Origin of the sequence: Kribbella sancticallisti, assembly GCF_039530625.1 — a bacterium.
Classification (GTDB): Bacteria; Actinomycetota; Actinomycetes; order Propionibacteriales; family Kribbellaceae; genus Kribbella; species Kribbella sancticallisti.
The window spans coordinates 83,354-99,040 of the sequence record NZ_BAAAOS010000033.1 but is presented as its reverse complement, the minus strand read 5'-3'; the positions used below and the strand labels follow the sequence as shown (position 1 = coordinate 99,040).

The window sequence follows — 15,687 nt, the reverse complement described above, 5'->3', positions numbered from 1 at the left end:
GCAGGATGATGGACCACCGAGCGAAGGAGTGCGATGGCCGACGATCGTGCGGCGTTGTTGCGGGAGTTGCACGATGTGCATGCGCCTTCGTTGTGGCGGTTTGTGGTTCGGTTGACGGGGGACGACCGGCTGGCTGAGGACGTCGTTCAGGAGACTCTGCTGCGGGCGTGGCGGCGGCCGCAGATTTTGACTGAGGATGAGGCGGGGGCCCGGGCCTGGCTGTTCACGGTGGCGCGCAATCTCGTCATCGACGATCGGCGCAGCGCCCGGGTGACCCGCGAGGTGGCCAGCGACGATCTGCCGGAGCGGCCGAGCGCGGACCACGCGAACGCGGTACTGGACGCGTGGCTGGTCTCGGATTCGCTGGCTCAGTTGTCGGATGACCACCGGCAGGTGATCGTCCGCGCGTACTACGGCCGCCGTACCGTCACCGACATCGCGGCGGAGCTCGACATTCCGCCGGGGACGGTGAAGTCGCGGTTGCACTACGGGCTGCGGGCGTTGAAGCTCGCGCTGCAGGAGAGGGGGGTGACGAAGGAATGAGCGATCCCTACCGGGAGTGGGACGCGGCGTACTTGCTCGGAGCCTTGTCGCCGAAGGAGCGGCGGGACTACGAGGAGCACCTGAAGACCTGTCCGGAGTGTTCGGCGGAGGTGGCGTCGCTGGCCGGCGTACCGGGCACGCTCAAGGTGTTGCCGGACGACCGGGCGATGGCCACGATCGCGGCCACCCCGCCGAATCTGCTGCCGGGCCTGGTGCGCAAGGTGCAACGGGAGCGCCGCCAGTGGAGATTCCGGCTGGCCGCTGTGGTGGCGGGAGTCGCGGCCACCGCGGCTGTGGCCGGCGGGGTGGTCACGGGCAGCTTGACCGACGACACGCCGCAGGGTGACACGGTGGTGCTCACTCAGACGGTCGCCAGCAAGTTGACGGCCGACGCTCGGCTGGTGGACGAGCCGTGGGGTACGACGATCGAGATCAGCTGCCGGTACGACGAACTGGCGACGCCGAGTGAGCGGGCTCGCGGATACGAGCTGTACGTGACCGACGAGGCCGGCAAGGCGACGCTGCTCGCGAGCTGGACGGCCGCACCCGGTACCACGGTGAAGCCGGCCACCACCACGAAGTTGCACCGCAACCAGATCAAAGGGCTGGACATCCGCGGCGCTGAGTCGGGCCGGATCCTGCTCGCCGTGCGCTTCTAACCGACGGCGGTGCGGCCGCCGCGGCCGCCGCTGCCGCCGCGGCCCGCGACGATCCGGCGGTCCGGCGATCCGGCGTTCGGAGCAGTTCAGGCCCGTGCGGGGTGGGTTAGCGCGCTTCCGGCGAATCGGGCGGTCAGCAACGATCCGTGGTCGGCCGGCGCCGAAAAGCTGATTGGCCCCAGATCTTTCGGGCACCTGACCAGCAAGGAGGGCCGGTCGCTCGAGAGGCCGGTCAGTCCAGGTCCCGGTGTTCAGAGACGTGCACCGGGGCCGCATCCACTCCGGGCGAGGCGATAGGATTCCGACTCGGTTGGGAAGTCAGCCGGTGGCGCAGCATGCCACCCGCGATGACCTACCGACCCCGAGGACGCACCCCGGTGAGAAGTTTTCTTCCCCGCTCGGCAGCCACCGAGTGAAGGACGAGTTGGCCCAGGACCTGGCCCGGCTGGCGCTGGTCCTGCATGAACAACCTGATGTCGAGCAGACCGCCGAGCGGCTGCTGGAGTACGTCAAGGAGACGCTCGCCGCGAGCCACGCGAGCGTAGTACTGGTTCATCGTGGTGGGCGGCTGGAGCCGGCCGCTGCGACGGATGCCCTCGCCGAAGAGGCCGACCGGCTGCAGGTCGAGACCGGCGACGGACCCAGCCACACCGCTGTCCAGGACGGGACCAGCGGCGTCGTCCTCGGGGATACCCGCGCTCGTTGGCCGGCCTGGTCGGCCCAGGTCGCCGAGATCGGGGTGCGCAGCGCGCTGAGCGTCCGGTTGCGGACGCCGACGACGACGGTCGGCACGCTGAACCTGTACGGCCGGCAGGTGGATCGGTTCACGGCCAAGGACCTTGCCGTCGCCCATGTCGTCGCCGACCACGCCGCGGTGGCGGTCGCGAACGCCCGGAACGAGTCCACCCTGTGGCTGGCGATCGACGCGCGCAAGCTGATCGGCTAGGCGCAGGGAATCCTGATGGAGCGGTTCGACCTGACCGACGAGCAGGCGTTCGCAGTACTGCGCCGCTACTCCCAGGACACCAACACCAAGCTCCGCGATGTGGCCCAGAAGCTGATCGCGACCAGGAATCTTTCGTGAATCTGTAACGCTGCTGGGGTGACGAACGATACACCGTGTGTAACGCCACTGAGGATCCCGCTCCAGGTCAACCGCCCGAAGGGCCTGGGGCGGGCTTCTCGTCTGTCGCCCGAGGCGCCCGACTCCGTCGTTACCCAGAAAGGCCCCCGGATCGCTCCGGGGGCCTTCTCAGTGGTCGTTCCTCCTACGACGCTTACTCAGTCGGTCGGTCCGGCTCGGGCAGCGCGATCCGGTTCGCCGGCAGACGTTCCGTCCGCTCGATACCGTCGTCGCCCTCGTACTGCACCAGGCCGATCCATCCCGTCTCCTCGTGCTCGCGGCCGATCAGCCAGCCGCGCCGCCACTGACCATCCGCATGGACGATCACGTGGCCGGGCAACGCGAGACGGGACACCACCTCGGTGTCGGGCTCAAAACCAGTCATGGGCGAAGGCTAGGCGCTCTCGCCGACAATTGCCCATCGGCGGCGTGTTCGTGGACCGAATCTCACGCTCTGGCGAGAAGTTCTCGCACTACGCCGACCGGAAGCCCGAGAGTTCCGACCGCGTCAGTCACTTTCAGCGCTCGCCCGCCAGTGATCCGCGTCACCCATCCCTGCTGCAAGGCGTGAGCGCACAGAGCGGCCCCGACCGCACCGGCCAGATGCGGCCGCCGCTCGGTCACATCCAGACAAGCCCGTACTGCGGGCCGCCCGCGCCGAGGTTCCACCACGACTCCGAGTTCGTCCAGCCACTGAGACCCGGCCGGCGTGAGCGCGACGCCATCGGCCCAGTCCAGCAAGCCACGTTCCGTCATCGCGTCCGTCAACGCCACGCCCAGCTTGCCGGCGAAGTGGTCGTAGCAGGTTCTCGCCCGCGCGAAAGCGTCTCGCTTGCTCGCCGCCGCCAGACTGGTCGCGACCTCCGGACGCTGCGGAGCCAGTCCGGAGAGTCCTTCCAGCAACTCGGCCGTCTCCGGGCCGGCGAGTTTCACATAGCGGTGCCGCCCCTGCCGTACTTCGCTGAGCAGCCCGCCGTCCACCAGCAGGTTGAGGTGCTCGCTGATCGTCGGCCGCGAAACCCTTGCCAGCCTGGCGAGTTCGGTCGCGGTCCAGGCGCGTCCGTCGAGCAGCGCGAGGCACACGGTCGCCCGCGTCGAGTCGGCCAGCATCTTGGCCCAGGCGGCGAGCTCCTGCCCTTCCGTCGACGTGTTCATACCCCCATCCTGCCTCCCCGACGGTTCGGCGCGGACCGAACGATAAGGTCAACAAAACAAGCCCGTTGGAGGTTCCACTTGCTCTCCCACCTGAATCCCGACGGTGTCGCCCCGGGCAACGGTTACAGCCATGTGGTGTCCGGGCCCGGCCGCTGGGTCGCGATCGCCGGACAGGTCGCGCTCGACGCCGAGGGGACGTTCGTCGGCGTCGGCGATCCGGCAGCGCAGGCGCAACAGGTGTTCGCGAATCTCGAGAAGTGCCTGCGGGCGGCCGGTGCGACGTTCGCCGACGTCGTGAAACTCAACTTCTACGTCACCGACATCGCGATCCTGCCGCACGTCCGGACCGCCCGCGACGCGCACATCGACACCGCCAACCCACCCGCCAGTACTGCGGTCCAGGTGGTCGCGCTCTTCAGCCCGGACGCCCTGCTGGAGATCGAGGCCTACGCGGTCGTCGCGGACTGAGCTAGCGAAGGTGATCGACGGCGAGCCGGGCGGCCTCGCCGATGGCGGCGTCCACTCGCGGCAGTCGTCGATCACCTCGCGCCGCGTGCGTGAAAACGGCGATCGCGTACGCATCGCCGGCCGGCAGCGTCACCACCCCGACCTCGTGCCGCAGCGCTCCGAAGGTCCCGGTCTTCCCCGCGATCCGTACGCCGTCGTGCGGGAATCCCGCCGCGATCCGATGCGCGAACACCTGCTGCTCCATCACCTTCTGCGCGAACGCGGTCTGCTCCGCCGACAACAGCCGCCCGCTCCACAACTCCGCCAGCAACTTCGTCATGTCCCGAGCCGAGGCGGCCGACATGGTTGCCGCGTCATACACCCCGGCCGGATCGGTCCGATCGTTGTCAGCCAGTACTGCGAACGCCGCGTCCAGGTCGTCCGTACCAGCCCTCCGCAGCAGCTCGCCCAAGTTCCCCGCAGCACCACGCCGTACGCGTGTGTGCTCGAGCCCGAAGGTCAGCAGCAGCTCCGCCAGCCTGTTGACGCCCACCTTGTGCAGTAGCGCATCGGCGGACGCGTTGTCAGACAGCGTCATCATGCAGACGGCCAAGTCGCGCAGGGACATCGTCACCGGGTCCATGAGGATCGATAGTCCAGTGGGGCCGGCTATGCGATCCGCTGGCTGCAGCGTGACCTGCTCACGTGGGTCGAGCTGCTGGTCGTCCACCAGCCGGCAGAACGCAGCCAGTAGCGGCAGCTTGTAGACAGAACCCATCGGTACGACGACGTCCGGATCGAGGTCGACCGTGTCGTCCGGGCGGTCCAGGGCGACGGCATGCAACCAGCCGCGCGCACCGGCGTCGTCGAACACCGCCCGGATCCTGGCGTTCACGGGGCCACCAGGGCCTGGCTGAGCTGGGACATGACCTCGGCCGGGAGCGCGTTCGGAGTACGGGACTGCGGCCAGACGAGGCGGAGGCGGATGGGGAGCGGGTCGTCGATCAGGCGATGCCGTCCGACGCCTGCGGCGGCTAGCGACGGGTCTGGCGTGACGACGATCGCCTGCCCGGCTGCGGCCATCGCAAGGCCGGCTCGCTCGTCAGTGACAACCACTGTGCCGCCACCGGGGCGATGGAGGGCCAACGTGTCTAGGAACAAGTCCCGAGCCGCAGGAGCCTCTGCACGCGGCCGCACGGCTACCGGCAGGCCTTCGAGCTTGCGGAGCGACAGGGGTTCGTCGTTGTCGGGGTAGAGCGAGGTGGGGACGAGTGCCCAGGTCGGCAGCAGGGTGACGGGCCCGGCTTCCAATCCGTCCAACACAGCCGGATGCAGTACTACGGCCAGTCCGAGCCGCCCGGCTGATACCTGAGCGACAAGCGAGCTGGTCGGCGCGGAGACCGCGGTGACTCGGCTGCCGCGAACTGCCGCGCCACAGGCGGCTGCTACTGCGGCGCCGACGGAGGCGGGCACCTCTGGAGCCAGCCCGATTCGGATCTCGGGTCCTTCGGGATCCTGGGTGCTCGCTGCGTGGTGGAACTCGTCGATGGCGTTCAGGGCGCGGCGGGCGTGGGGGAGGAGGGCGACGCCGGCCGGGGTGAGCTCAACCGCGCCCGGGCCCCGCTCGAAGAGTTTGGCGCCGACCAAGGCTTCCAGCCGGCGCAGTCCCTGGGAGAGCGGGGGCTGGGTGATTCCGATGACCCTGGCCGCGTCTCCGAAGTGCTGCTCGTCGGCGAGGGCGACAAAGATCTGCAGGTAGCGCTCAGTCAGCATGACCCAGCTGACCTGCGGCGATATCACCAGAGGATCGGCACATATGTAAGAGCATATTCGACATCGGTTCAGCCGCTCACCTTGACTGTGGTTCCACAGACGAGACGAGGAGACGGTGTGACACTGAGTCGAAGAGGTGTACTGGCGGGAGCGACGGCCACGGTGGCGGGCGCGGTGGGAGTGGCCGGCCTACGGAACGCGGCCGCAGCAGACAACCAGCAGGCAGTCGAAAGCCCGCGGGAGCCGGTGAAGTTCACCTGGTGGGGGAACCACTCCTGGGAGATCAGGTGTGGGAAGTACGTAGTACTGACTGATCCGTGGCTGACTCGGTTCAAGACCGGGACGTATGAGCCGGAGGGTGCCGACCCTACGACGCGGCTGGTGAGCAAGCCTGAGGTCATCGACCGGTACGTGAGCACGGCCGACGCGATCCTCGTGCACCACGGGCACTACGACCACCTGCCCGACGTGCCGTACGTCGCGCGCAAGACCAAGGCGACCGTGCTCGGCAACGAGACTCACCTCAACCTGCTCAGGGCTTTGCGGGCGCCCGCGGATCAGTTGTCACAGGTGACGGGCGGGGAGTACCTGCCGTTCAAGGGATTCACCGTCGAGGTGTTCCGGTCGTTGCACTCGTGTGGCGGCGAGCGGCACCAGTTCGCGTTCCCCGGCACGCGGCCCGGTGCGGTACCGCAGCGGCCGCGGACGATCGCCGACCTGGTCGAAGGCGGCACGCTTGCCTATGTGATCACCATCGGCGGTCTGCGCATCCTCAGCCTCAGTACTGCGGGCTTCGACCCGCACGCTCTTCGCGACCTGCAGGTCGACGTGGTGCTGGCGGCGCCGGGTGGCGAGCCGGGCGTGACCGATCGGCTGCTGCAGACGATCAAGCCGGTCAAGACGGTGATCGCCACCCACTGGGACAACTTCGACTACCCGTTGGACAAGCCGGCGGTGGACTGGGGTGGTCTGGACAAGCTGCGCGCCTCGGTTGCTGCCGCCGGTTCATCCTTCGTGAAGGTCGATCACCTGGAATCGATCGTTCTCTAGACAGTGCCGGTGGTCGTGGCGGGCGTCAGGCGGTAGCCCTGGTGGGCGGAGAACTCGGCGGCCAGAGCGAAGCGGTCGCCGCGGACGACCGTGTGGCGCCACTCGATCTTGCGGCCTTGAGCGTGGCCGAGCCGGTTGATGGAGAAGGCGGCGGCGTCGGCCGGGCAATGCAGCAGAGCGCGTTCCGCTGGAGTCGGGTTGACCGCGCGGATGTCTTCGCGGCCGTGGTCGAGCCGTAGCCCGGTCCGCTCCGCCAGTTCGTTGTAGAGGCTGGTGTGGCCGAAGTCGGCGTCCAGTAGCCCCTTCGCCAGGGAGGCGGGCAGCCACACCCGGTCCAGCGCGAGCGGCTCGTCGCCCGCGAACCGCACCCGCTCCAGATAGACCAACGGGATCGACGCCTCCAGGTCCAGCCTGCCGGCGATCACGCCGTCCGCCCGCAGGTCCAACGCCCGTACGACGCTGTGCTGCGCCAGGCCGGACGCCTCCACGGACGAGAACAGGCTGTACAGAGCGCCCATCGGCTGGCGGATCTCGGGTGAGGTGGCCACCCGGGGCTGCCGGCCGCGCTCGGCGACGATCAGGCCGTCGGCGCGGAGCTTGCCGAGGGCCTGCCGGACGGTGTGCCGGCTGACCTGGTACTCCTCGACCAGCGCGAGCTCCCCGGGGAAGAGGTCGTCGAACTCCCCGGCCCGCAACCGGCGGACCAGTTCGTGCTGCAGCTGCTTCCACAACGGCTGCCCGCCGCTGCGATCCAGCTTGCGCTCGCTCATCGGTGGTCGACTCCCAGGTCTCGATTCTTGCCAAATGTCCGGTCATCTCTTAACTTAAATGTACGCACATTTAAGCCAAGGAGGCTCCGGCTCATGCCGCACACAGAGGTTAGGTCACCGGCCGCGGCCGAGACTCCTCCAGCGGCAGACGCCACTCCCATGAAGTTCCGGTGGACGGATCGGCTGCCCGGTCTGGTCGTAGTGCTGTTGCTGGCGGCCGTCGCGGTGCCCCTCGGCCGGCTGGTGCCGGTGGTGGGCGGGCCTGTCTTCGGGATCGTGCTGGGCGTCCTGGTCGGCCTGCTGGTGCCGGTCGTGCGGAGCGAGGGATGCCGGCCGGGGTACGACTTCGCGTCGAGGCATCTGTTGCAGGTGTCGATCGTGGTGATGGGGACCGGGCTCTCCTTGCAGCAGGTGGTTCGTGTCGGTGGCGGGTCCTTGCCGGTGATGCTCGGGACGTTGGCGGTCGCTCTCGGTGGCGCCTGGCTGTTCGGGCGGCTGCTCGGCGTACGGGGTGACACTCAGACGCTGATCGGCGTCGGTACTGCGATCTGCGGTGGCTCGGCGATCGCCGCGGCGACGGCCGCGATCGGGGCGAAGCGGTCCTCGGTGGCCTACGCGATGGCGACGATCTTCACCTTCAACGTGGTGGCCGTGCTCGCCTTTCCGCCGCTCGGGCACCTGCTCGGGTTGAGTGCCGAATCGTTCGGGCTCTGGGCCGGTACTGCGATCAACGACACCTCGTCGGTGGTTGCCGCCGGCTACGCCTACGGGCCGGAAGCCGGCGATCAGGCGCTGGTGGTGAAGTTGACCAGGTCGCTGATGCTGGTTCCGATCGTGCTGGGCCTGGTGATCCTCAAGTCCCGTCGCGAGGCCCGGGCGAACGTGTCGGTCGGCGCCACGAAGGGTCTGCCGTGGCGCCGGATGGTCCCGCTCTTCCTGCTCGGCTTCATCGCCGCAGCCGGTCTGCGCAGCGCCGGTCTGATCCCCTCCGGCTGGCAGCCCAATCTCTCGCTGCTCGGTACGTTCCTGATCACCAGCGCCCTGGTCGGCATCGGCCTCTCGCTGCGCCCCGCCGAACTCCGCAGCGCGGGCGTCCGCCCGCTTCTGCTCGGCGCGATCCTGTGGATCTCGGTGGCGCTCAGCAGCCTCGCGCTGCAATGGGCGACCGGAACGCTCTGAGCAGAGTTGTCAGGTCGTGAATTCCAACGTTTACCTGACAAAACATCATTCATTGGGCGAGACGGCACTAGTAAAAGTCTCTTCGTAAGTCCTATCTTGCAGATTCCCGGTTCTGCCGGGCCGGGTATCGGATGACGGCGCCCCCCGTCACGATCGCAAGGAGTACACCATGGTGGAAACTGCCCAGCGCGAAGCCTGGATCGCCCCTGATTTCGTCGAGTTCGAGACGCCGACCGAGGTCACCTCCTACGCCGCCCGGGTCGACTGACCCCGCGGCTCGGGCGGGGCCGCGCAGCCCCGCCCGAGTCGCGAAATACGCCGGGAATAGTTCCGTCCGATGGGCCGCATTTCCGGCAGGTTCCATTTGCGACGTTCAAATTGCTGACGTTCAAAAGCGGAGGCGCGTGTGTCCAGACTGAATGCCGATGAATTCAGCACCGCATTGCGCGGGCTGTCGCATCGCTACTGGGGAACGCATCCCTTTCACCGGCGCCTGCACGAAGGGGACCTGGACGAGCGGGAACTGCGGATCTGGGCCGCCAACCGCTGGTACTACCAGAGCATGATTCCGCAGAAGGACGCGGCGATCATCAGCAACTGCCCGCTGCCGCAGGTCCGGCGCCAGTGGCTGGACCGGATCGTCTACCACGACGGCAGGACCGAGACCGACGGCGGCCTCGAGCGCTGGCTCCGCTTGTGCGAGGCGGTCGGTCTGAGCCGCGAGGAAGTGCTCGACCAGCGCCATCTCGCGCCCGCAGTACGGTTCGCGGTGGACGCGTACGTGAACTTCGCCCGGACCAGACCGTGGGTCGAGGCAGTCGCGTCCGGTCTGACGGAGATGTTCGCCGGCCATCTGATGAAGCAGCGCGTCGTCGACATGCTCGCGGCGTACGACTGGATCCGGACCGAGGATCTCGCCTACTTCACCAACCGGATCGACGCGGTCTCGGGCGAGGGTCAGGCGACGCTCGACCTGGTGGTGGAGCACTGCGTTACCCGCGAGCAGCAGGACGCCGCGATCGCCGCGCTCTCCTTCAAGTGCGACGTGCTCTGGTCAATGCTCGATGCGATCGAGCGAGCGGCGGCCAAGCAGTGAAGCCCCGGCTGAGACGCGGCGTGCGACTCACCTACGACCACACCCGCGACATTCAGGTCCTGCTCTACCCCGAAGGCGTTCTGGTCCCCAACCCCACTGCGACCGCAATCCTCCGACTCTGCGACGGATCCAGCACGGTCGACGACATCACGGTTGCTCTCAGCAACCAGTACGACGGGGTCCAGGCCGGCCAGGTCCTCGAAGTACTGACCCGGCTGGCCGACCGTCAGGTGGTGGAGTGGACATGACCGCCGACGCGCCCTTGGGGCTGACCGCCGAACTGACTCATCGCTGCCCGCTCCACTGCCCGTACTGCTCCAACCCGCTCGAGCTCCTGACTCGCGACGCCGAGTTGAACACCGAGCAGTGGAAGGACATCCTGACCCAGGCTCGCGAGCTCGGCGTGCTCCAGGTGCACTTCTCCGGCGGCGAACCGCTCGGCCGGCCGGACCTCCCGGAGCTGATCGAGCACACCGCCAACCTCGGTGCCTACGTCAACCTCGTCACCAGCGGACTCGGCCTGACCGAGGAGCGCCTGACCGACTTGGTCGACCGCGGGCTGTCCCACGTCCAGCTCTCGGTGCAGGCGGCCGACGCCGAACGCGCGAACAAGATCGCCGGCACCAGAGCCCACCACCACAAGCTTGCCGCCGCCGAGCTGATCAAGCAGACCGGTCTGCCGTTGAGCGTCAATGTGGTCCTGCACCGGGCCAACCACGACCAACTGGCCGGCATCATCGCGCTCGCCGAGCAGATGGGCGCCGACCGCCTGGAGCTCGCGAACACCCAGTACTACGGCTGGGCGCTCCGCAACCGGGACCAGTTGATGCCGACCAGGGAACAACTCGCGGCCGCCGAACCCGTCGTACGGGCTGCCATCGATCGGCTGAAGGGGCAGATGCAGGTCATCTACGTCATCGCCGACTACTACGAGGAGTATCCGAAGCCGTGCATGTACGGGTGGGGTGCGCGGCAGTTGACCATCGCGCCGGACGGCACCGTACTGCCGTGCCCGGCGGCCGGTGCGATCGAGACGCTGAACCTCGACAACGCGGCCCTCACACCGCTCCACCAGATCTGGTACGGATCCGAGTCGTTCAACGCGTATCGGGGTGAGGACTGGATGAGCGACACCTGCCGCAGTTGCGATCGCCGCGGACTCGACTTCGGTGGGTGCCGCTGCCAGGCCTTCCTGCTCACCGGCGACGGCGCGGCCACCGATCCGGTCTGCAAGAAGTCGCCGGATCGTGCTCTGGTCGACCTGATCCTCGGCACCCCGAAGAAGCAGGCTGAGTTCCTGATGCGCGGTCCCCGGCGATGAAGGTGATCTTGCTCGGGACGGCCGCTGGTGGTGGCTTCCCGCAATGGAACTGTGCCTGCGCGACCTGCGCCGATCCGACACTGCCGCCGCGGACCCAGGACGGCCTGGCGATCAGCGCGGACGGCAGCAACTGGTATCTGGTGAACGCCTCACCGGACATCAGGACGCAGATCCTCGCCACCCCGGTACTGCGAGCCGGCCCGGGACTGCGGGAGACGCCGATCCGGGGCGTGTTCCTGACCGATGCCGAGCTGGATCACACGCTCGGCCTGATGATGCTGCGCGAAGGCGCCGGACTCGATGTGCACGCGCCGCCCGCAGTACTGGCTGCCTTGCGGGACGACTTCGCCGTTCGGCCGATGGTCGGCAGGTACGGCGCGTGGACCTGGTCGACGGTGAACTCCGACCAGTACGTCGGGGGCCTGCGCGTGAAAGTACTTGCTGTCAGCAACAAGCAGCCGAAGTACGTTACCGGCGCCGCGGCCGGTCCCTGGGTGGTCGCCTACCGGTTCGAGGACCCCGCCACCGGGGGAGTGCTGGTTTACGCGCCCTGCCTGGCTTCATGGCCGGAGGGCTTCGACGAGTTCGTCGACGGCGCGGCGTACGTGCTGCTGGACGGCACCTTCTACGACGGCGGCGAGCTGGCAGCCAAAGCGGACGCCACCTCGAAGGCCCAGACGGTGATGGGCCATCTCCCGATCGAGGCCAGCCTCGACCACATCCGCAAGCTCAGCGCGGCCCAGCCCGGCACGGCCTGGTCCTACACCCATCTCAACAACACCAACCCCGCCCTGAACCCGGCGACCGTGCAGTACGCCGGGATCAGGGCGGCAGGAGTGAAAGTCCCACCGGACGGGACAGCCCTCGAACTGTGAGGTCAGTCCTTCTCGAACGCGGCGGCGCGGGTCTGGATCTTCTGGATCCGCGGCACGTCGAGCTTCGTACTGCGGTCGAACCGGTAGATCCCGTTCTCCTCCTGGAACACGTCCGTCAACTGCGTGTAGCAGTAGCCGAACATCAACGGGTCGTCGAGCAGCACGTCGACGAGTCCGGCGAAGCGGTCGTAGAACTCGGCCTCGTCCTTCACCCGCTGGCCGTAGCCCCACGACTCGGTGGTGTTGTTGCCGGCGGCTGCCGCGGCCGCCTCCGGGTTCCACCAGATGCCGCCGAACTCACTGCAGAAGTACGGCTGCCCGTTGTAGTCCTGCGAGATCGGCGCCTGCTCGTGCCCACCCCGGTTCCCGTACGGCGTACCGTCGGCGAGGCCGGCCATCTGCCGGCCGAACTCCGCCGGGTCCTGCTCGTAGTTGTGCGAGTCCCAGATGTCCGTCTCCGGCACCCGGTGCGAGTAGCCCGACGAGTCCAGCACCGGCCGAGTCGTGTCGGCCGCCTTGGTGGCCAGGAACATCGCCCGGGTCACGTCGTCGAGTTGGGTGATCCGGTCGTGCAGCAACTGGTGCGTCTCGTTCAGCGGGCACCAGCCGACGATGGACGGGTGGTTGTAGTCCCGCTCGACCGCCTCCAGCCACTGTGTCACGAACGACGCGGTCGGCTGCTGGTTGTCCTTCTGGGTGCCCTCGGCAACGCCCGCGCCCCAGTCGCCGAACTCGCCCCAGAGCAGGTAGCCGAGCCGGTCCGCGTGGTACAGGAATCGCTCCTCGAACACCTTCTGGTGCAACCGGGCGCCGTTGAACCCGGCCGCGAGGCTCAGTTCGATGTCTGCGACCAGCGCCTCCTCGGAAGGCGCGGTCATCAGGCTCTCGGGCCAGTAGCCCTGGTCCAGCACGAGCCGCTGGAAGACGTGCTTGCCGTTGATCAGCACCGCCTGCCCGTTGATCGACACGGACCGCAGGCCGGCATAGCTGTCCGCCGAGTCGACGATGTTGCCGTCGGCATCCACCAGTTCCAGCCGTACGCCGTACAGGTGCGGGTCGGTCGTGTCCCAGAGTCGGACGCGGTCTGCCGGCACCTGGAGCACCAGCCGCGGCGCCAGATCGAGGTCCGCCCGTACCTCGGCGGTGGTGACCTCGCCGGCCGTGTCCGAGAGGATCGCGCGGACCTTCCAGCCCGGCCTGTTCGCCGAGAGCGGCACGGAGACGTGGAAGGCGGAGCCGGCGACGTCCGGGGTGATCCGGGGGCGGCGCAGGTGGACCGCCGGGACAGCCTCGAGCCAGACGGTCTGCCAGATCCCGGTGGTCCGGGTGTAGTGGCAGCCGCTGTTGAAGTAGTTGGTGGTCTGCTTGCCACGAGCCTGTACGCCGTACCGGCTGTCGCGGGCGCGGACCACGATCGTGATCTCCTCACCGGGCGCGGCGACGGCGGACAGGTCGGCGCTGAACGGGGTGAAGCCGCCGCGGTGCCGGACCACCTCGACGTCGTTCACCCAGACGGTGGCGTCGTGGTCGACGGCCTGGAAGTGCAGGACCGCGTTCTTGCCGGCCCAGTCGCCGGGGATCGTCGTGGTGGTCCGATACCAAACCGCCTCGAGAAAGTCGACGTTCTCGATCCCGGACAACTCCGACTCCGGGGCGAACGGGACGACGATCCGCTGCTGCAGGTCGCGGTCCTTGACGCCGCGCTCCAGGCCGGAGTCGGACCGGTCGATCTCGAACTGCCACTCACCGTTGAGGTTGAGCCAGTCGGGGCGGACGAACTGCGGCCGGGGGTGCTCGGGGCGGGGCAGGGTGGAGGGCATCGAGTGCTCCCGTGAGGTGGAGGGATGCGGTCGCAGAGACAGTACAACGTTGGAATGAGCGTGAGCAATGGCCTGTCTCAGCCGGCCGGAGGCTGCAAGTAGCTGCAACTGTGGTTGAAAGGTTGAGTTCGGCCAACAATCTGTCCGTCGGAGGCGTCATGCTGGATGACCACGGTGTTCGAGGCGGGGAGATGGTCGAGGGTGATGGGTGACGACTGAGCGCACGGCCGAGGTTCGCGAGTTGCGGTTGCGGGTGCCGCAGGCCGGCCTCGACTCTCTCTACCAGCGTCTTCGCGCGTTCCGGGACGGCGGCGACTACATCGCGGCCGGGCTCGACCGGATCGTGCCGAGCGCCTACGCCGACGAACTGCTCGACTACTGGGTCGACGGTTACGACTGGCGGGTGCACGAGAGCAGGCTCAACATCTACAACCACTACGCCACCGAGATCGCCGGGCAGTTCGTGCACTTCCTGCACCTGCGCTCGTCCGATCCCAACGCCCAGCCCGTCCTGCTGACCCATGCCTGGCCGAGCGGCGTGATGGACGTGCTGGACGCCGCCATTCCGTACGAGGCGCAGGGTGGCTATCACCTGGTCATCCCCTCGATCGCCTGGACCGCGTTGACCGGCCCACCGGAGGAGGGCTCCCCGAGTCGGCGGACCGCCGCGGGGTGGGATGAGTTGATGGGCCGGCTCGGGTACAGCGAGTACCGGGTGGGCGATGACCAGAACGGCCTGGCCGCGACTCCGGCGTACACGGAGGTCAGTGAGATGCAGGCCGAGCAGCGTGGTCTGGACGCGGCGGAGTTGGCCGAGGTGCGGTGGTTCAACGAGAACCTCACCGCGTTCAACGAGCGTCAGCAGGTCTCGGCGCTGGTGCTGAGCACCGCATTGCTCGCCTGGAACGCCCAACTCGTCAACCTCGACCTGGACCGCGACGCCATCCTCACCGGCCTCACGCTCGCCTGGTTCGCCGCACAGCTACCCACCGAGTAGCCGTACTCCGTTGTGCCAGCAGACTGCCCGCAGCCAGTCTTCACCCAGGTCCAGCCGCTCCAGAGACTCCAGCTGTACTGCGTACTCGTACGGGATGTTCGGGAAGTCCGAGCCGAGCACTACCCGGTCCTGAAGAGCGGCGTACCGCGGGAGGAGGTCCCGGGGGAACGGCGCCATCGCCTGGGTGAACGGGGTGCAGGCCATCGTGGTGTCCAGGTGGACGTTGGGGTAGGTCTCGGCGAGCTCCAGGTGCTCGGCGTACTCCGGCATCCCCAGGTGTGCAATCACGGCGGTCAGGCGCGGGTGCTTGCGTAGTACCTCGGCCATCGGGCCCGGGCCGGTGTGGCGGCCAGGGATCGGGCCAGAGCCGCAGTGCACGACTACCGGCACTTCAGCCTCGGCCAGCTGACCCCACACCCCGTCGAGTTCTTCGTCGCGCGGGTCGTAGTCGCCGACCTGGACGTGCACCTTGAAGATGCGGGTGCCGAGCTCCAGAGCCTCCTTCACGTACTGCGCTGCGCCGGCCTCCGGGTAGAACGTGCCGCTGGGCACGCAGCCGGGGGTCGCCGCGGCGAACTCCCTCGCCCAGCCGTTCAGCCACGCGGCCATGTCTGGTTTGTGTGGATAAACCAGCGCGGGGAACTGGCGCACGCCTAGCTCGCTGAGCGTGTTGATCCGCTCATCCACCGAGGTCCGGTAGTTCACCGGCCAGGCCACGCCGTAGTGAGCCTCTGCCTGGTCGAAGTACCCCCAGACCGCGTTCATCACCGCGTCGGGCAGGAAGTGCACGTGCACGTCCACCAGCCCACTCAACCCCAGCCGCTGCCACCACGCCGGCACCTCGTCATCACGCACCTCGCCACTCTAGAGAATCTCAGT

At 68.1% G+C, this 15,687-nt stretch carries 20 protein-coding genes; 13 read left to right on the top strand and 7 right to left on the bottom strand.

Going from position 1 to position 15,687, the window contains the following annotated elements; translation table 11 throughout:
• Nucleotides 1-33 precede the first annotated feature (33 nt).
• The 4 genes from ABD255_RS23975 to ABD255_RS23960 all read left to right on the top strand — a co-directional run bounded on the left by ABD255_RS23975 (nt 34) and on the right by ABD255_RS23960 (nt 2,286).
• Nucleotides 34-543, top strand: a complete 510-nt coding sequence (locus ABD255_RS23975; protein ID WP_344217620.1) for a sigma-70 family RNA polymerase sigma factor — start codon at nt 34-36, stop codon at nt 541-543.
• The gene (locus ABD255_RS23970) at nt 540-1,202 is read left to right on the top strand and encodes an anti-sigma factor family protein (RefSeq protein ID WP_344217619.1); all 663 of its coding nucleotides are present in this window, start codon (nt 540-542) and stop codon (nt 1,200-1,202) included. Before ABD255_RS23975 ends, ABD255_RS23970 begins: the two co-directional genes overlap by 4 nt.
• A 412-nt stretch (nt 1,203-1,614) precedes the next feature.
• Nucleotides 1,615-2,148, top strand: coding sequence for a GAF domain-containing protein (locus tag ABD255_RS23965; protein WP_344217618.1), 534 nt, complete (start codon nt 1,615-1,617; stop codon nt 2,146-2,148).
• Between the two features lie 9 nt (nt 2,149-2,157).
• The gene (locus ABD255_RS23960) at nt 2,158-2,286 is read left to right on the top strand and encodes an ANTAR domain-containing protein (protein ID WP_344217887.1); all 129 of its coding nucleotides are present in this window, start codon (nt 2,158-2,160) and stop codon (nt 2,284-2,286) included.
• A gap of 193 nt (nt 2,287-2,479) precedes the next feature.
• Here ABD255_RS23960 and ABD255_RS23955 read toward each other — a convergent pair whose 3' ends face one another.
• Both ABD255_RS23955 and ABD255_RS23950 read right to left on the bottom strand, forming a co-directional pair.
• Nucleotides 2,480-2,710 carry a hypothetical protein gene (locus ABD255_RS23955; RefSeq protein ID WP_344217617.1) on the bottom strand — a complete coding sequence of 77 codons (231 nt, stop codon included), beginning with the start codon at nt 2,708-2,710 and terminating at the stop codon, nt 2,480-2,482.
• Between the two features lie 62 nt (nt 2,711-2,772).
• A complete protein-coding gene (locus tag ABD255_RS23950; RefSeq protein ID WP_344217615.1) occupies nt 2,773-3,480 on the bottom strand; it encodes an ArsR/SmtB family transcription factor in 708 nt (235 codons plus the stop codon).
• A 78-nt stretch (nt 3,481-3,558) separates the two neighbouring features.
• Here ABD255_RS23950 and ABD255_RS23945 point away from each other — a divergent pair, with 78 nt between their 5' ends.
• Nucleotides 3,559-3,948 carry a RidA family protein gene (locus tag ABD255_RS23945; RefSeq protein WP_344217613.1) on the top strand — a complete coding sequence of 130 codons (390 nt, stop codon included), beginning with the start codon at nt 3,559-3,561 and terminating at the stop codon, nt 3,946-3,948.
• A gap of 1 nt (nt 3,949) precedes the next feature.
• On the opposite strand, the gene ABD255_RS23940 is transcribed toward ABD255_RS23945, so the two are convergent.
• Together ABD255_RS23940 and ABD255_RS23935 are read right to left on the bottom strand one after the other, a co-directional pair.
• The gene (locus ABD255_RS23940; RefSeq protein ID WP_344217611.1) at nt 3,950-4,822 is read right to left on the bottom strand and encodes a serine hydrolase; all 873 of its coding nucleotides are present in this window, start codon (nt 4,820-4,822) and stop codon (nt 3,950-3,952) included.
• Nucleotides 4,819-5,700, bottom strand: coding sequence for a LysR family transcriptional regulator (locus ABD255_RS23935; RefSeq protein WP_344217610.1), 882 nt, complete (start codon nt 5,698-5,700; stop codon nt 4,819-4,821). Before ABD255_RS23935 ends, ABD255_RS23940 begins: the two co-directional genes overlap by 4 nt.
• 117 nt (nt 5,701-5,817) lie before the next feature.
• Here ABD255_RS23935 and ABD255_RS23930 point away from each other — a divergent pair, with 117 nt between their 5' ends.
• On the top strand, nt 5,818-6,750 hold the full coding sequence (locus ABD255_RS23930; RefSeq protein WP_344217608.1) for an MBL fold metallo-hydrolase: 933 nt from the start codon (nt 5,818-5,820) through the stop codon (nt 6,748-6,750).
• On the opposite strand, the gene ABD255_RS23925 is transcribed toward ABD255_RS23930, so the two are convergent.
• On the bottom strand, nt 6,747-7,520 hold the full coding sequence (locus ABD255_RS23925) for a GntR family transcriptional regulator (RefSeq protein WP_344217606.1): 774 nt from the start codon (nt 7,518-7,520) through the stop codon (nt 6,747-6,749). The two genes, ABD255_RS23930 and ABD255_RS23925, sit on opposite strands and share 4 nt — an antisense overlap.
• Nucleotides 7,521-7,679: 159 nt before the next feature.
• Between ABD255_RS23925 and ABD255_RS23920 the strand changes: the two genes are divergently transcribed.
• From ABD255_RS23920 to pqqB, 6 genes are all read left to right on the top strand, one after another.
• Nucleotides 7,680-8,699, top strand: a complete 1,020-nt coding sequence (locus ABD255_RS23920) for a YeiH family protein (RefSeq protein ID WP_344217604.1) — start codon at nt 7,680-7,682, stop codon at nt 8,697-8,699.
• Between the two features lie 169 nt (nt 8,700-8,868).
• Complete coding sequence (gene pqqA / locus ABD255_RS23915) at nt 8,869-8,967, top strand: pyrroloquinoline quinone precursor peptide PqqA (RefSeq protein WP_344217602.1); 99 nt, start codon at nt 8,869-8,871, stop codon at nt 8,965-8,967.
• Nucleotides 8,968-9,105: 138 nt separating this feature from the next.
• Nucleotides 9,106-9,795, top strand: a complete 690-nt coding sequence (gene pqqC / locus ABD255_RS23910) for a pyrroloquinoline-quinone synthase PqqC (protein ID WP_344217600.1) — start codon at nt 9,106-9,108, stop codon at nt 9,793-9,795.
• Nucleotides 9,738-10,043, top strand: a complete 306-nt coding sequence (pqqD, locus tag ABD255_RS23905) for a pyrroloquinoline quinone biosynthesis peptide chaperone PqqD (RefSeq protein ID WP_344217598.1) — start codon at nt 9,738-9,740, stop codon at nt 10,041-10,043. Before pqqC ends, pqqD begins: the two co-directional genes overlap by 58 nt.
• Complete coding sequence (gene pqqE / locus ABD255_RS23900; protein WP_344217596.1) at nt 10,040-11,116, top strand: pyrroloquinoline quinone biosynthesis protein PqqE; 1,077 nt, start codon at nt 10,040-10,042, stop codon at nt 11,114-11,116. The genes pqqD and pqqE overlap by 4 nt, the downstream gene beginning before the upstream one ends.
• A complete protein-coding gene (gene pqqB / locus ABD255_RS23895) occupies nt 11,113-11,991 on the top strand; it encodes a pyrroloquinoline quinone biosynthesis protein PqqB (RefSeq protein WP_344217594.1) in 879 nt (292 codons plus the stop codon). The genes pqqE and pqqB overlap by 4 nt, the downstream gene beginning before the upstream one ends.
• A gap of 2 nt (nt 11,992-11,993) precedes the next feature.
• On the opposite strand, the gene ABD255_RS23890 is transcribed toward pqqB, so the two are convergent.
• Nucleotides 11,994-13,811 (bottom strand): glycoside hydrolase family 2 protein, encoded by a 1,818-nt coding sequence (locus ABD255_RS23890; RefSeq protein WP_344217592.1) that lies wholly within the window; start codon nt 13,809-13,811, stop codon nt 11,994-11,996.
• A gap of 208 nt (nt 13,812-14,019) precedes the next feature.
• Between ABD255_RS23890 and ABD255_RS23885 the strand changes: the two genes are divergently transcribed.
• The gene (locus tag ABD255_RS23885) at nt 14,020-14,808 is read left to right on the top strand and encodes an epoxide hydrolase N-terminal domain-containing protein (protein WP_344217589.1); all 789 of its coding nucleotides are present in this window, start codon (nt 14,020-14,022) and stop codon (nt 14,806-14,808) included.
• Here ABD255_RS23885 and ABD255_RS23880 read toward each other — a convergent pair.
• Nucleotides 14,794-15,663: an amidohydrolase family protein gene (locus ABD255_RS23880; protein ID WP_344217587.1), complete on the bottom strand. Its 870-nt coding sequence runs from the start codon at nt 15,661-15,663 to the stop codon at nt 14,794-14,796. The genes ABD255_RS23885 and ABD255_RS23880 overlap by 15 nt on opposite strands.
• Nucleotides 15,664-15,687: the final 24 nt, after the last annotated feature.

Coding starts and splice junctions, on each gene's coding strand:
- ABD255_RS23975 (WP_344217620.1), top strand. CDS start 34: ATGGCCGACGATCGTGCGGCGTTGTTGCGGGAGTTGCACGATGTGCAT.
- ABD255_RS23970 (WP_344217619.1), top strand. CDS start 540: ATGAGCGATCCCTACCGGGAGTGGGACGCGGCGTACTTGCTCGGAGCC.
- ABD255_RS23955 (WP_344217617.1), bottom strand. CDS start 2,710: ATGACTGGTTTTGAGCCCGACACCGAGGTGGTGTCCCGTCTCGCGTTG.
- ABD255_RS23950 (WP_344217615.1), bottom strand. CDS start 3,480: ATGAACACGTCGACGGAAGGGCAGGAGCTCGCCGCCTGGGCCAAGATG.
- ABD255_RS23935 (WP_344217610.1), bottom strand. CDS start 5,700: ATGCTGACTGAGCGCTACCTGCAGATCTTTGTCGCCCTCGCCGACGAG.
- ABD255_RS23925 (WP_344217606.1), bottom strand. CDS start 7,520: ATGAGCGAGCGCAAGCTGGATCGCAGCGGCGGGCAGCCGTTGTGGAAG.
- ABD255_RS23920 (WP_344217604.1), top strand. CDS start 7,680: ATGAAGTTCCGGTGGACGGATCGGCTGCCCGGTCTGGTCGTAGTGCTG.
- pqqA (WP_344217602.1), top strand. CDS start 8,869: ATGGTGGAAACTGCCCAGCGCGAAGCCTGGATCGCCCCTGATTTCGTC.
- pqqE (WP_344217596.1), top strand. CDS start 10,040: ATGACCGCCGACGCGCCCTTGGGGCTGACCGCCGAACTGACTCATCGC.
- pqqB (WP_344217594.1), top strand. CDS start 11,113: ATGAAGGTGATCTTGCTCGGGACGGCCGCTGGTGGTGGCTTCCCGCAA.
- ABD255_RS23890 (WP_344217592.1), bottom strand. CDS start 13,811: ATGCCCTCCACCCTGCCCCGCCCCGAGCACCCCCGGCCGCAGTTCGTC.